Source organism: Rhodococcus sp. BH5 (assembly GCF_027583855.1).
GTDB classification, from domain to species: domain Bacteria; phylum Actinomycetota; class Actinomycetes; order Mycobacteriales; family Mycobacteriaceae; genus Rhodococcus_F; species Rhodococcus_F qingshengii.
Genome location: NZ_JAJHVW010000002.1, coordinates 561,287 through 574,707, shown reverse-complemented (window position 1 = coordinate 574,707; position 13,421 = coordinate 561,287). Strand labels below are relative to the sequence as shown.

14 protein-coding genes and 1 pseudogene are annotated in these 13,421 nt (G+C 59.8%); 6 read left to right on the top strand and 9 right to left on the bottom strand.

The window, feature by feature from the left end:
• Nucleotides 1-213, bottom strand: a pseudogene (locus tag RhoBH5_RS09025) (mammalian cell entry protein); the annotation flags it as partial.
• Between the two features lie 287 nt (nt 214-500).
• Here RhoBH5_RS09025 and RhoBH5_RS09020 point away from each other — a divergent pair.
• On the top strand, nt 501-812 hold the full coding sequence (locus RhoBH5_RS09020; protein WP_007733929.1) for an ArsR/SmtB family transcription factor: 312 nt from the start codon (nt 501-503) through the stop codon (nt 810-812).
• Between the two features lie 97 nt (nt 813-909).
• Nucleotides 910-2,085 carry an MFS transporter gene (locus tag RhoBH5_RS09015; RefSeq protein ID WP_003939751.1) on the top strand — a complete coding sequence of 392 codons (1,176 nt, stop codon included), beginning with the start codon at nt 910-912 and terminating at the stop codon, nt 2,083-2,085.
• Here RhoBH5_RS09015 and RhoBH5_RS09010 read toward each other — a convergent pair.
• The 3 genes from RhoBH5_RS09010 to RhoBH5_RS09000 form a co-directional block, all read right to left on the bottom strand.
• Nucleotides 2,052-2,780, bottom strand: a complete 729-nt coding sequence (locus RhoBH5_RS09010) for an aspartate/glutamate racemase family protein (protein WP_007733934.1) — start codon at nt 2,778-2,780, stop codon at nt 2,052-2,054. The two genes, RhoBH5_RS09015 and RhoBH5_RS09010, sit on opposite strands and share 34 nt — an antisense overlap.
• Before the next feature lie 5 nt (nt 2,781-2,785).
• Nucleotides 2,786-4,360: an NCS1 family nucleobase:cation symporter-1 gene (locus RhoBH5_RS09005; protein WP_050654766.1), complete on the bottom strand. Its 1,575-nt coding sequence runs from the start codon at nt 4,358-4,360 to the stop codon at nt 2,786-2,788.
• Nucleotides 4,361-4,468: 108 nt separating this feature from the next.
• Nucleotides 4,469-5,194, bottom strand: a complete 726-nt coding sequence (locus RhoBH5_RS09000; protein WP_042451513.1) for a GntR family transcriptional regulator — start codon at nt 5,192-5,194, stop codon at nt 4,469-4,471.
• 196 nt (nt 5,195-5,390) lie between these two features.
• Here RhoBH5_RS09000 and RhoBH5_RS08995 point away from each other — a divergent pair, with 196 nt between their 5' ends.
• Entirely contained in the window at nt 5,391-7,748 is a 2,358-nt protein-coding gene (locus tag RhoBH5_RS08995) for an ATP-binding protein (RefSeq protein ID WP_058226164.1), read from the top strand.
• Here RhoBH5_RS08995 and RhoBH5_RS08990 read toward each other — a convergent pair.
• Nucleotides 7,723-7,959: a hypothetical protein gene (locus tag RhoBH5_RS08990; protein WP_007733940.1), complete on the bottom strand. Its 237-nt coding sequence runs from the start codon at nt 7,957-7,959 to the stop codon at nt 7,723-7,725. The two genes, RhoBH5_RS08995 and RhoBH5_RS08990, sit on opposite strands and share 26 nt — an antisense overlap.
• A gap of 190 nt (nt 7,960-8,149) precedes the next feature.
• Nucleotides 8,150-8,689: a C40 family peptidase gene (locus tag RhoBH5_RS08985; RefSeq protein ID WP_065351330.1), complete on the bottom strand. Its 540-nt coding sequence runs from the start codon at nt 8,687-8,689 to the stop codon at nt 8,150-8,152.
• Nucleotides 8,690-9,080: 391 nt separating this feature from the next.
• Between RhoBH5_RS08985 and RhoBH5_RS08980 the strand changes: the two genes are divergently transcribed.
• From RhoBH5_RS08980 to RhoBH5_RS08970, 3 genes are all read left to right on the top strand, one after another.
• Nucleotides 9,081-9,386, top strand: a complete 306-nt coding sequence (locus RhoBH5_RS08980; RefSeq protein WP_029256089.1) for a DUF6412 domain-containing protein — start codon at nt 9,081-9,083, stop codon at nt 9,384-9,386.
• A 112-nt stretch (nt 9,387-9,498) separates the two neighbouring features.
• Nucleotides 9,499-10,452 (top strand): membrane protein insertase YidC, encoded by a 954-nt coding sequence (yidC, locus tag RhoBH5_RS08975; RefSeq protein WP_003939695.1) that lies wholly within the window; start codon nt 9,499-9,501, stop codon nt 10,450-10,452.
• 50 nt (nt 10,453-10,502) lie between these two features.
• Nucleotides 10,503-11,378 (top strand): oxidoreductase, encoded by an 876-nt coding sequence (locus RhoBH5_RS08970; RefSeq protein ID WP_030535283.1) that lies wholly within the window; start codon nt 10,503-10,505, stop codon nt 11,376-11,378.
• Between the two features lie 78 nt (nt 11,379-11,456).
• Here the strand turns inward: RhoBH5_RS08970 and RhoBH5_RS08965 are convergent, their stop codons facing one another.
• The 3 genes from RhoBH5_RS08965 to RhoBH5_RS08955 are packed head-to-tail and all read right to left on the bottom strand — an operon-like array spanning nt 11,457 to nt 13,347.
• Complete coding sequence (locus tag RhoBH5_RS08965; protein WP_007733944.1) at nt 11,457-12,464, bottom strand: NADP-dependent oxidoreductase; 1,008 nt, start codon at nt 12,462-12,464, stop codon at nt 11,457-11,459.
• A complete protein-coding gene (locus RhoBH5_RS08960) occupies nt 12,461-12,889 on the bottom strand; it encodes an organic hydroperoxide resistance protein (RefSeq protein WP_003939720.1) in 429 nt (142 codons plus the stop codon). Before RhoBH5_RS08960 ends, RhoBH5_RS08965 begins: the two co-directional genes overlap by 4 nt.
• Nucleotides 12,886-13,347, bottom strand: coding sequence for a MarR family winged helix-turn-helix transcriptional regulator (locus RhoBH5_RS08955; RefSeq protein ID WP_003940568.1), 462 nt, complete (start codon nt 13,345-13,347; stop codon nt 12,886-12,888). The genes RhoBH5_RS08960 and RhoBH5_RS08955 overlap by 4 nt, the downstream gene beginning before the upstream one ends.
• Nucleotides 13,348-13,421: the final 74 nt, after the last annotated feature.

Genomic DNA, 13,421 nt, shown 5'->3' with positions numbered 1-13,421 from the left:
GAAGATGCCACCGGACGTCGCCAGTTCGGTTTTGACCGTGTATTGGCCGAATCCCAGAAGATTGTCCAGCCGTACGTATTTCGCTCCGACATAGATCAAGCCCAGGAGTGCAACCACGACGAGGGCGACCAGCTGCCATTTGGCGAGCTTCGACATCACCATGAGGTGACGACCCTGAACTGATGCGGTGTGTTCATGGTTCGACTCCCGAATGACAAGCCGGGTACGGCTGGTGTTGAGCGAATTGTGTTCACCCACGGACGTTCTGAGGTGAACCGGAAACTTCCGGCAATTCGTTGTTGGCGATAACTATAAACAAGTCGTCACAGATAGAAAGTCGACGCTGAGATTTCCGCAGGTCGTCGAAACGTAAGTGTCGCAGCTCACTTCGAATGCTTCGATGTGATGCAGACGGCTTTCGGTCTGAATCGGGCTTGACTTCGCCAAACATATCCATAAAAGTAGATGCGTTCCGGTTGTCGTGCAGAGGGGTGTGGTCCATGGATGCTTTGGCGATCTTCAAGGCGCTGTCCAACCCGACTCGCCTGCAGATCATGGAGTGGCTCGCGCACCCGGCGAAGTATTTCGACGAGGACTCGTATACGCAGCAGGATCTCGGGTTTCACATCGGAGTCTGTGTCGGTGACATCCAGGGGCGATCGGGACTTGCCCAGTCGGTGATCTCGGGGTATCTGCAGGGCATGAAAGACGTGGGTCTGCTCGAGTCCGAGCGCATCGGGAAGTGGACGTATTACCGACGAAACGAATCCGTGATCGGCGAGTTCAGGGAATTCGTTCGCGAAAAGCTGTAGCGGCCGAATTGCCCTCGTCGGTCGGGTTGTTCAACCAATATATCTACATATATAGATATGTAACTGTCTTGTGTGGCGAAGTAGTGAGGAGTGTGTCGTGAAGTCGAAATTGTTGATACCGGTTCTGGCGTTGGGTGTATTCGGAATCATCACTACGGAGATGGGCATTATCGGGGTTCTGCCTCAGATCAGCGAAAAGTTCGGTATCACCGCGTCGACTGCCGGATGGTTGGTCGGTGTGTTTGCACTCGTCGTGGCGGTGACCGGTCCGTTCACAACGCTGATCACCTCGGGAATCAACAGGAGAACCGTTCTGTTGGTAGCGATTGCAGTCTTTGCGGTCTCCAATGTGGTGTATGCGACCACATCGAGTTTCGAGGTGATGTTTGCATTTCGGATCATCCCCGCCGTGGTTCATCCGGTCTTCTTCGCTGTCGCGCTTGCAAGTGCGGTTCGTCTGGTATCGCCGGAACAGGCGACCGCCGCGGTGACCAAGGTATTTGCAGGCGTCACAGTCGGATTCGCGTTCGGCGTGCCCTTGACGTCCTATTTGGCCGAGAACTTTTCGGTGTCGACAGCATTCGTGTTCGGCGCCGTGGTCAACGTTCTCGCGTTTCTCGGGATTGTCGTACTTCTGCCCTCGGCTCCTGTGACACAACGCCTGTCGTACGGTGCACAGGTCGGGATACTTCGCCGGCCGCGCGTGTGGTTGACCATTCTTTCCGTCACCTTCGTCTTCGCAGCCATGTTCTCGGTGTACGGATACTTTGCCGAATACCTCGGCGAAGTGACCGGCATGAGCGGATCGTGGATCAGCGCGATGCTATTGGCTTTCGGTGTCGTGATGATCTTCGGCAACTTCGTCTTCGGGGCTCTGCTCGCCAAGGGGGTGGTGCGCACGGTTGTGGCTTTTCCCTTGCTGTACATCGTCGTCTACGTGATGCTCTATCTGGCGGGCCCGTACTTCGGCGCGATGGTTGTAGCCGTGTTGGTTTGGGGTGTAGTGCATTCCGGTGGACTGGTGGTTTCGCAGAGCTGGATGGGGCGAGATGCAGTCGACGCGCCTGAATTCGGCAACAGCCTTTTCATCTCGTTCTCCAACCTGGGGATCACGCTCGGCACTGCGGTCGGTGGACTGTTTCTCGCGCATTTCGAAACCCGCCAATTAGTCTGGGCTGGAGTATTGTTCGCGATCCTGGCGCTGCTGGTGACAGGTGTTCGACTCTCGCTCAGGCACGCTCACAGCGAGAACGGTGTCAGTGTACCGGTGTAGTTCTTGGGAAGTGGGCGTGCGAACTCGCCGCGCGAACTGGTCGACAGTCCGAGGGTGACCAACGACTGAACCATCGTGACCCCAGCGGCAACGCCGTCGACTACCGGGACACCCAGTTCGTCGGACAAGTCCTGGCACAGGTCCGCCATGCCGGCGCAACCCAGCACGAGGACGTCCGAGTCGTCTTGCTCCAATGCGTCGAAACAGGCTTCCAAGATCACCTTTCGCGCGTCGGGATCACGATCGAGTTCCAGAACCGGAATCTCGCAGGAGTGGATACCCCGGCACCGAGCCTGCATGCCGTACCGGTCCACCAGATCGGCTGCGCGGCCGCGGGTTCGACCGAGAGTGGTCACGATGCTGAATCCGCGACCCAGGAAACTTGCGTAGTTCATGGCCGCTTCGGCAACAGCTACGACGGGGCCCTTGGCCAACTCTCGGGCTGCATCAAGACCTGGGTCACCGAAGCAAGCGATGACGTAGCCGTCGACTTCGTTCTTTTCTCCGGCGGCGATCTCGGTCAGGATTCCGGGGACGCTGAGAGCTTCGTCGTAGTGGCTTTCGATCGACGCGGGACCCATGGCAGGGCTGACAGCCTCGACGAATGTGCCCGAGCCTGCGACGGTCCGGGCACATTCCTCGATCTTGGCGGTCATCGCCCACGTGGTGTTGGGGTTGATCACCTTGATTCTCATGACGATCAGTCGACCGTCACAGTGTCGGGAGAGGAAGCATTCCGGACAGCTGAGGAAGAGCGCGCGGCGAGTAGGTAATAGACGGTGAATCCGAGCCCACAACCGATGAACCAGCTGTACTGCGCTGCGGTGTACATCCCGGTGAGGTCCTTGCCCAGGACCGGGACCATCGCGACGACGGCTCCCACCACGGTGGCGGTCACTGCAGCAGGGTTGTATCCCTTGCTGTACCAGTAGGTTCCGGTCGGCGACATGCTGAACAGTTCGTCGACGATCACCTTCTGCTTGCGCACGAGGTAGTAGTCGGCAATCAGAATTCCGAACAGCGGACCGATGAAGGCTCCGAGGGTTTCGAGTGTGTAGTGAATGACGTCCGGATTGTTGTACAAGTTCCACGGCGTGATGAGGATCGAGCCGATCGCTGCGATCATTCCGCCGGCGCGCCAGCTGATCTTCTGCGGACTCACGTTAGAGAAGTCGAAGGCCGGGGAAATGAAGTTGGCCACGATGTTGATGCCGATCGTGGCGATGGTGAAGGTGAGTGCGCCGAGAACGATGGCGAAGGTGCTGTCGATTCGTGCAACGGTCGCAACGGGATCGGTGATCAGTTCGCCGTACACCGGCAGCGTCAACGATGCAGTGACGACGACCAACACCGAGAATACGAGGAAGTTCAACGGCAAACCGAGGAAGTTGCCCTTCTTGACGGCAGCGAACGACTTTCCGTAGCGGGAGAAGTCGCCGAAGTTGAGCATCGGTCCGGAGAAGTACGAGACAACCAGAGCGATCGCACCGAGCATGACCGGCACGGCGTCGAAACCCGAGTACTTGACGTCGCCGAGCGTGAGATCGATGGCGCTCCAGCCTGCCTTGTAGATCAGGTAGCCGCACAGCATGAACATCACGACATACACAGCCGGCCCGCAGAAGTCGATGAAGCGGCGGATCGATTCCATGCCTCGCCAGAAGACACAGGCCTGAAGTACCCACAGGAGCATGAAACTTCCCCAGCCCAGTGCGGAGAGTCCGGCGAATCCGTAGTCTTCGACGACGGCATAGGGCGCGAGTGACGGAAAGAGTTTGATCAGTACGACATCGAGGGCTGCTGAAGCGAGGAAGGTTTGAATTCCATACCAAGCCACGGCAATCAGGCCACGAATGATTGCCGGGATGTTCGCGCCGAGGACGCCGAACACGCTGCGGCAGATCACCGGATACGGCACGCCGGTAACTTGGCTGGGCTTGGCGACGAGATTGCAGAAGAAGTAGACGATCGTGATACCGACCAGCAGGGCGACGAGTACTTGCCAACTGGCCAATCCCAGTGCGAAAAGACTACCGGCAGTGACATATCCGCCGACGCTGTGTACGTCGGACATCCAGAAGGCGAAGATGTTGTACGACGACCAGGTCTGCTTGCGAAGCGGCGCCAAGTCCTCGTTGGTCAAACGAGGGTCGTAGCCCGGCTTGATCAGGCCGCTTCCGACAGGGTGACCCGCGGCTTCGACAAGGTCACCCGATCCGGTTTCCTTTGGGGGAGTGGGGGTAGTGGTCGTTCGGGACGGAAGAATGTCGGTCATGACAGCTCCTGTGCATCAGTGCAGGAAATCAGCGGACGGTGCCACGAGCTCTCAGCGTCAGTGATGAAAACTGTGTTGAGAGAAAGGTATCGATGCTGTGTTGCACGACTATTGCGTGATCGGTATATCTTTTTCGGCCAATAGACCGGTGTCTGTCGGTAGAGTCGCGATCACGGTATCGAGTCGGCGATGATGGATTTCGGAAGCGCTCAGAAGTGCGGATGCGTCCCGACGCAGGAATGCGTCCAGCATCGCGGTGTGATCCGAGTGCAGAACCCGGCGATCGACGCCGGCAACATGGACCATCGGCTGTACTGGTTCGGTGATGTTCCAGGCAGCTTCGAACATGTGCAGCAGTCGAAGCATCTGAGACGGTCGGGTCAGTGCGAGATGAAAGTTTCGGCTCTCGCAGTGATAGGACTGAGAGTCGTCGTAGCGCAATGCGATCTCCAAACGGGAGTTCACCTCGACGGCGTGTTCGTGATCCTCTTCGGTTGCCTGCTCGACGGCGACGGCCAATGCAGCTGATTCGAGAGTTTCGCGGACGATGTACATCTCTCGCAGTTCTGCCGGCGTCAGCTGAGCAACGGTGTAGCCGAATTGATGTCGATGGTCGACCAAGGACTCTCCGACCAGTGTTTTCAGTGATTCCCGCACAGGTATTCGACTGACACCGAACACATCAGCCACGTCGCCGAGAGGAATCGGGGTACCCGGAGGCGCCGAACCCGACAGAATCACTCGCCGCAGTTCGTCGAGGATCGTTTGTTGTGGACTTCCGGGAGCATCGATTACCAGTTGCGTCAGCAGTACCGATCTACGGCGCGGCGGCATGTCGCTCTCCCTTCGTCTGTCTGCCAGAGTAGGAATACGTTGTTTCGTCTGCGTGACACCGGTGTGGCCGTCGTGCATCTCGCACTCGGGGGAGAACAAGTGGGCTCCGATCACATGCTCGCGTGAGTGCTGCTCGGGAGGCCGATCGTGGGGGTAGCGTTGTTGTGTAGTGGTATGGCAGAAAGCGAGTCGGTCGATGGCATCCGCTGTGCGCTCAGAAGCCGACCAGCGAGTTGTCGGCAACCTGCCCTTGGAGCTGACGAGTTTCGTCGGTCGTCGGCGTGAGTTGGCCGACGCCAGGAGATTGTTCGAGACGTCCCGTTTGTTGACACTCACCGGGATCGGTGGCGTGGGCAAGACACGGCTCGCGATCCGACTTGCGGGCGCGTTGCAAAGGGTGTTTCGAGACGGTGCCTGGTTGGTGGAACTGGGGGAGCAGACAGATTCGGATCTCCTCGAAGATCATGTCGCCGTGACCCTTGGTGTCCGGTCGGTCTCGTCGGCGGACCCGCTGCAGGCATTGATCGACTACTGCGCCGATCGGAGTCTGCTGTTGGTGCTCGACAACTGTGAACATCTGGTCGATGCCGTCGCTGTGTTCGTAGGCGCGATCCTACGGCGATGTGCCGGCGTCAAGATCCTGGCGACGAGCCGCGAATCGCTGGGCCTGGGCGGTGAGGTGACGATGCGCGTTCCCTCACTCACCACACCGCAGCAACAGCCGCCCGAATTCGAGGGAATTGCCCAGTACGAATCGGTGTCGTTGTTCACCGAGCGTGCGGCTTCCGTCGTACCTGGTTTCACCCTCACCGAGGAGAACAAGCGCGCCGTTGCGCATATCTGTCACGACTTGGATGGACTCCCACTTCCGATCGAACTGGCGGCAGCTCGCCTGCGTGGTATGTCTGCTGAGCAGATCATGAACAGGCTCTCGGATCGATACCGACTTCTTACAACGGGTGGACGCGACGTTCCGAGTCGTCAACAGACGCTGCGATTGTCGATCGATTGGAGTTACGACCTCTGCTCGCCAACCGAACAGCAGTTGTGGGGGCGGTTGTCGGTGTTCTCGGGTGGGTTCGATCTCGATGCCGCTGAGGGCGTGTGTGGGCAGGACATGAATTCGACCGAAGTGCTCGATCTCGTCACCGCGTTGGTCGAGAAGTCCATCCTGATTCGTGAGGAAACCGACGGGGATGTTCGGTACCACCTACTCGACCTACTCCGGGAGTACGGACATGAAAAGTTGGAGTCCGCCGGTGAGTATTCCGCTCTGCGTCGAAGCCATCGTGATTGGTTCGAGGCACTGGTCGTTCATGCGGAAGCCGAGTGGATCAGTGGCCGGCAAGCTGCCTGGATCGCAAGGCTCGGTCGTGAACAGCGCAACGTCAACGATGCGTTGGAGTACTCGATTTCCACTGCCGGAGAGGCGCGATCTGCAACGCGAATGGTCGGTGCGTTGTACAGATTCTGGCTTGCAGGTGGATTACTTGTGCAGGCGCGTTACTGGACGGATCGAGCCTTGAATGCAGAGGATCGAGAGCTGGATCCGTTCCGAGTGGATGTCTTGGCCATCGACGCCGTGAATCACGCGATGCAGGGGGAACTCGAACGGGCAGAAGAGTTGGTCGACGAGAGTTGGCGCCTGGCAAACGACTTGGCGGATGTGCGCTCGCGCGGCTTGGCGACGTGGGGAGACGGATACGTCGATACCTTCAGAGGTAACTTCGATACCGCTACAGCCAAGCTGGAATCCGCGTTGACGCTGTTTCGACTCGACAAGAATCTGCTGCATGTTGTGATCGGCCTGGACACCTTGGGAGTCGCGTACTTCCTGTCCGGCGCTCTTGATCGCTCTGTGGAGTGCAACGAAGAGATTCTCGCGATCACCGTGCCCGCCGACGAGATGATGTTCCAGGCATTTGCGCTGGGAACTCTCGGGCTCGTGAGCTGGCTCCGAGGTGAATTGGATGCCGCAAGTGACTATTTGACTCGAAGTCTGAGAATTCTCGATGCCCCGATGAACTCGGCGTGGTGTATCGAGCCGTTGGCGTGGATTGCTGCAGCGCAACGTGATTGGAAGCATGCAGCGGTTCTGCTCGGCGCGGCAGCCATGTATTGGCAGAAGGTCGGGGGACGGCTGGCGGGCCTGCCGGGTTTGTCAGCTCATCACGACACTGCTGCAGAGACTGCTCGCAAAGCCATGGGTGACGATGCTTTCGACAAGTCGTTTCGCAGCGGGTTTGCGATGTCCGAGGGTGAAGCTGTCGCATATGCGCTCGACAAGCGCTCCAGTGTCACGACTGCGTCGTCGGCTGAAGGGCCTCACCTCACTCCTCGTGAGCAGCAAGTTGCGGAACTGGTTGCCCAAGGGTTGACCAATCGCGCGATTGCGGAGCACTTGGTAATCTCGCTGCGCACCGCTCAGGGACACGTGGAACACGTACTGACAAAACTGGGATTCAGTTCCAGAGCGCAGATCGCAGCGTGGTACGTCTCGACCGCGCAGGAGCGTGACTCGCGTGAGGTCAATGGCTCAGCAGGCCGGAGTTGACGTCCGATAGCAGTTCACCACGGTCGTCGCCGCACAAGCAGAACACCGGGTAGCGCTTACCTTCTTCACGCCCCTGAAACGACACTCGTAGCGGTCCAGGCGCATCCGCGCGAGGGGATTCGGTGAGGAAAGTGTACAGCCACGGCCCCTCGTCCAATTCCACGATGGCGAGAACGGTCGAGGGGTCGCCGTGAACCGTTCGCCAGGACACGACAGTGCCGTCTCCGCAACACCGCGTCACGTCCAACCGCGCCCCACGACACCGGGCGCAGACCGCGCTCGCGGGTGAGAGGATGACATCACATTCCGCGCAATGGGGGAGTGTCAATCGTTCGGCTCGCGACGAGCGATTCGAATATCGCCGCGATACACGCTGTTTCATCGAGCTTGCGGGATTCATGTCAGTAACGTCGGGCGAGGTAGTACGGCATCGAGTCCACGGGTGCGCGCTCGACCGACTCCCCGGACGTCGGGGCGTGAACGACCTCACCGCCTCCGGCGTAGATCCCCACATGCTCCCCGCCGTAGTACAGGACCACGTCACCCGGCTGTAGATCGTCCCGGGAAACTGGAGTGCCGCCAACCGCCTGGTCGTAGCTGGTTCGCGGAATCGAAACGCCCGCTTGTGCATAGGCCCATTGAACGAGACCGGAGCAGTCGAACGAGTCCGGCCCGGTCGCGCCCCAGACGTACGGAGTGCCGATCTTGGACTCTGCGGCTGCCAATACGCGGCCTGTATCCGAGGAAGCGAAAGCTGACACCTTCGCCGGATTCGTGTCGACGGAAACTGCGGCGATGTTCCAGTCCCGAAGCACGGGGGCCTGAGCGTTCGCGGTGTCGATACTCACGGCAAGGGTTGTCAGGGAAAGAACACCGACGACAAGCGCCCTTCCGAGTGCATGCTTCCTCGTGCGGGGGTCGGTGAATCGGTGGTGCGACATTTCTCGTGTTGCCTTTGCGTCGATGCGTCCCGAAGCAGGTGTCCAGCTGGGTGTGATCGGGCTTCGGCTTGCGACACTCAGCCTGGTTGCGCCTCGACGTGTTCGCACCGGTCAGTTGGACGGGGTGCATACCTGTTTCGAGTGGCATTGTGGGTGCAAGGCCTGTTGATCGATCGCGAAAACTTCGACGGACTTTCGTGATCCGAATCAAGGAGGGCACGGCGGCCGGCCTCCCCCCCGGCTCCGGTCAGGCGATTCGCAGCGGGAGCGCCGAACGCTCAACAGTGGCACGGTCGGATGGACCACGATCCTGCGCACAAATGGCTGCGCGAACAAGTACGTGAGGCAAGCGTCTGGCTGGATTCGGCAGACGTTCTGTACTCTCGCAGTCATGCAACAGCGGAGCACAGGAACGGTGACACGGTCACTGTTGCTGCTTCTGCTGCCGTTCATCGCTCTTCTCGCAGTGCCTCCGCTTGGTTCCTCGGGTAGCGCCGCGGTGCTGGGAACTGCGATTGCCGTCTTCGTGGTCGCTGCGCTCGCAACCTCCTCGAAGTACGAACTTCTGCAACTGTGCGCGGTTTCGGCCACTGGCCCGTCTGATGACGAACGCTGCCTGCGTGGTGCTTTCCGCAGGCAGAGCAGCCCGGACGCGCCCGGTCGTCCGCAACCTCGAGCTCCGGGAATCGGTCTGTAGATCGGCAGTCGGCGGGTGTGAACTCGTCGTAGGTCGGTCAGACGTCTTGCGTCCACAACCATTCCCGCGCTCTCATCTCTCTGAGCGTGCCTCTCGGTGAGGTTCATTCGTCATGCTCGATTTTGTCTACTACCCCGTGTCCGGAATCCTCTGGTTCTGGCACAAGGTCTTCTCACTGGTCTCCGGATCACCCGACAACGGCGTCGTGTGGGCGTTGTCGGTCGTATTTCTCGTCTTCACGCTCAAAGCCCTGCTGTTCAAACCCTTCGTCAAGCAGGTCCGCACTCAACTGGTGATGCAGAAGCTGCAACCTCAGATCAAGGCGTTGCAGAAGAAGTATTCGGGTGACCGGCAGAAACTCACTGTAGAGATGGCCAAGCTGCAGAAAGAACATAATTACAGTCCGTTGCTCGGCTGTCTGCCGATGCTGGTTCAGGCACCGGTGTTCATTGGTCTCTATCACGTCCTGCGATCGTTCAATCGGACCGGAGCGGCATCGCACGTCCCGTTTCTGAGCCCGACCGAACCGATGTCGGTGGCGGACAACGCGAACACGGCCAACTACTTCTTCAGTGCCTCGGATGTGCAGTCTTTTCTCGACGCCAAACTGTTCGGCGCACCGTTGTCCGCCATGATTTCGAGCCCGGCAGCACAACTGGAAGCATTCGGCGACGTCAGCCGTATCTCCATCATTCTGGTAGCTGTACCGCTGATGATATTTGCCGCCGTCGCTACACATTTCACATCGCGGGCATCCATCGCGCGCCAAGTGGACACCGGAACCGTCAACCCTCAAACAGCGATCATGAACAAGCTCGCATTGTGGGTGTTTCCGGTGGGGGTGATCGCTTTCGGTGCGTTCGCGCCCGTGGCGATCCTGCTGTATTTCGTGAGTAACAACTGCTGGACGCTGGGACAACAGCATTTTGTGTACGGACGCATCGCTGCGGAGCAGAAGGAAGCCGAATCGTCGCCGACTCCCGGAATGACCGCGCCCCCGTCGCCCAGAGTGGCTGCACCGCCGCTGCCGGGCGCCAAGCCCATCCGCGCCAAGCGCAGGCGATGACGGAAAGCGACCCCTCCCTACCGGCGAGTAAGGCACGTACGCTGGAAAGCATGACCAAATGGACCGCAGAAGACGTAGTCGATCAGACCGGCCGCACATTTGTCGTCACGGGGGCGAACAGCGGACTGGGTGAGGTAGTCGCACGAGCGCTGGGCAAAGCCGGGGCCGACGTCGTCCTCGCCTGTCGTGACACCACGAAGGCCGACGCCGTAGCCGCCGAGATCGGGCCCAACGCGGTTGTCCGCAAATTGGACCTCTCGGATCTGTCGTCGGTACGAGCCTTCGCCGACGCAACGGAGAAGGTCGACGTCCTGGTGAACAACGCCGGCGTGATGGCGGTTCCGTTCCGCCGGACGGTCGACGGATTCGAAATGCAGATCGGCACAAACCATCTCGGACACTTCGCATTGACCGGATTGCTGAAGGACAAGCTCACCGATCGTGTCGTGACGATGTCCAGTGCCCTGCATCAGCTCGGAACTGTCGATCTGGACGATCTCAATTTCGAGCGTCGGAAGTACAACCGATGGTTGGCCTACGGGCAGTCCAAGCTTGCCAATCTGTTGTTCACGTACGAACTTCAACGCAGGTTCGCGGCGTCGGGATCTTCGCTCAAAGCGCTCGCTTCGCATCCGGGATACGCGTCGACGAACCTGCAGGGGCACACCGAGTCGATCCAGGACAAGCTGATGGGAATCGGCAATTCGATCTTCGCGCAGTCCGCGGAGATGGGCGCCCTTCCCGAACTGTGGGCGGCAACCGCGCCGGATGCCTTCGGCGGCAGTTACATCGGACCGGACGGTCCGTTCGAGCAGCGAGGGTATCCGAAGGTCGTGGGGTCGAACAAGAAGTCACACGATACGAAGACAGCCTCGGGTTTGTGGACACTGTCGGAGAAGTTGACCGGAGTCTCGTTCGGGATTTGATTCAGATATGAAGGTGGCCGCGAACTTCGAGAAGTTCGCGGCCACTTTCATATCCGTTCGAGCTAGATGTTGTTCGGGTTACAGCGTGACAACCATCTTGCCGGTGTTCGCGCCGCGCATCAGGTCGATGAACGCTTGCGGTGCATTCTCCAGGCCTTCGACGATGGTCTCGTCCCACTGAATCTTGTTGTCGGCGAGCCACCCTGCCATGTGGGTGCGGAATTCGCCACCGAGGTGACGGTAGCCGCCCACGAGGAATCCGCGCAGTGTGAGCTGCTTGCCGATCACCAGTGCCAGGTTGTGGGGAGCGGTGGGCTTCTCGGTGGTGTTGTACTGAGCGATGGCTCCGCACAGGGCAATCCGGCCACCCTGGTTCATGGCATCGATTGCGGCTTCGAGATGCTCGCCACCGACGTTGTCGAAGTACACGTCGATGCCGTCAGGGGCGGCAGCGGCGAGTAGTTCGGTGATCGGGCCGTCGTGATAGTCGAATGCCGCATCGAATCCGAGTTCGAGAAGTCGGGCAACCTTCGCCGGTGAACCGGCGCTACCGATTACTCGCTTCGCTCCGAGCAACTTGGCGATCTGACCGACGAGCGATCCGACGGCACCTGCTGCGCCGGAGACGAATACGGTATCGCCTTCCTTGAACTCCGCAACCGCGGTGAGGCCGGCATACGCGGTGAGGCCAGTCATGCCGAGGGCACCCAGGTAGGCCGTCGCCGGCGCGATGGACGTGTCGGCCGGAGTCACTGCGGATCCGTCGAGGATGGCGTATTCACGCCATCCGAGGCCGTGGACGACGACGTCGCCCACGGCGCGATCAGTCGACTTGGATTCGACGACCTCGCCGACGGCACCACCGTCGAGCGGCGCACCGACCTGGAACGGCGGAAGGTAGGACTTCACGTCGTTCATTCGGCCGCGCATGTACGGGTCGACGGAGATGGCGATGTTGCGGACCAGGATCTGGCCGTCTTCGAGTTCGGGGAGTTCTACTTCGGCGGTGGCGAAGTTCTCCGACGTGGGCCAACCGTTCGGGCGTGAAGCGAGACGGATTTCCCGGCTGACAGTGGTAGTGCTCATTCGTCGTCCTTACTTACTTCGAGGGTGACCTCGATGTTGCCGCGAGTTGCATTGGAGTACGGGCACACCTGGTGTGCCTTCTCCGTCAGCTCGACGGCCTGATCATGGGGTAGATGGGGGAGTGAAACCTCCAGCGTCACAGCGAGTCCGAAGCCTCCTGCACCGTTGGGGCCGATGCCGACCCGCGCGCCGACTGCGGAATCAGCCACGTTGGCCTTCTCGGCACGGGCGACCATCTGCAGAGCGGAGTGGAAGCATGCTGCGTATCCGGCGGCAAAGAGTTGCTCGGGGTTGGTGCCTTCGCCGCTGCCACCCATTTCCTTGGGAATGGCGAGGCCGAGATCGAGGCGTCCGTCCGAGGTGCGAGCGTGACCGTTGCGGCCTTCGCCGGTGGCAAGTGCTTCTGCGGTGTAGACGATGTTCATGACTTCTTCTTTCCGTCGGAGTGGGCGTTGGATGCTTGAAGTGACTCACCGAGACGAGTGAGAACGTCTCGGAGTTCGGTGAGTTCGTCGTTACTCAGACCAGTGGCGCCTGCGAGCTTGGCCGGGATGTCCTCGGCCTTGCTACGCAAGGTGGAACCCGCCTCGGTCAGGTGAATCTCGACGCGACGCTCGTCCGTGGTGAGGCGTCGGCGCTCGATGAATCCCAGACCCTCCAGCCTCTTGAGCAGCGGCGAGAGAGTTCCGGTATCGAGATCGAGTGCCTCACAGATCTCACGCACGCCCCGGCCGTCTCGTTCCCAGAGTGTCAACAGGACGAGGTACTGGGGATACGTGATTCCCAGGTCGTCGAGCATCGCCCGGTACGCGGCCGTCGTGGCCCGCGACGCCGAATAGAGGGCGAAGCAGACCTGGCGTTCGAGGGCGAGTGGGTTGGTCACGAGAACAACTGTAGCGCACAGTTAAGTTGTGCACAACAAAGAAGTGTCAAATAGATCTACGGATAGGCGGCCGT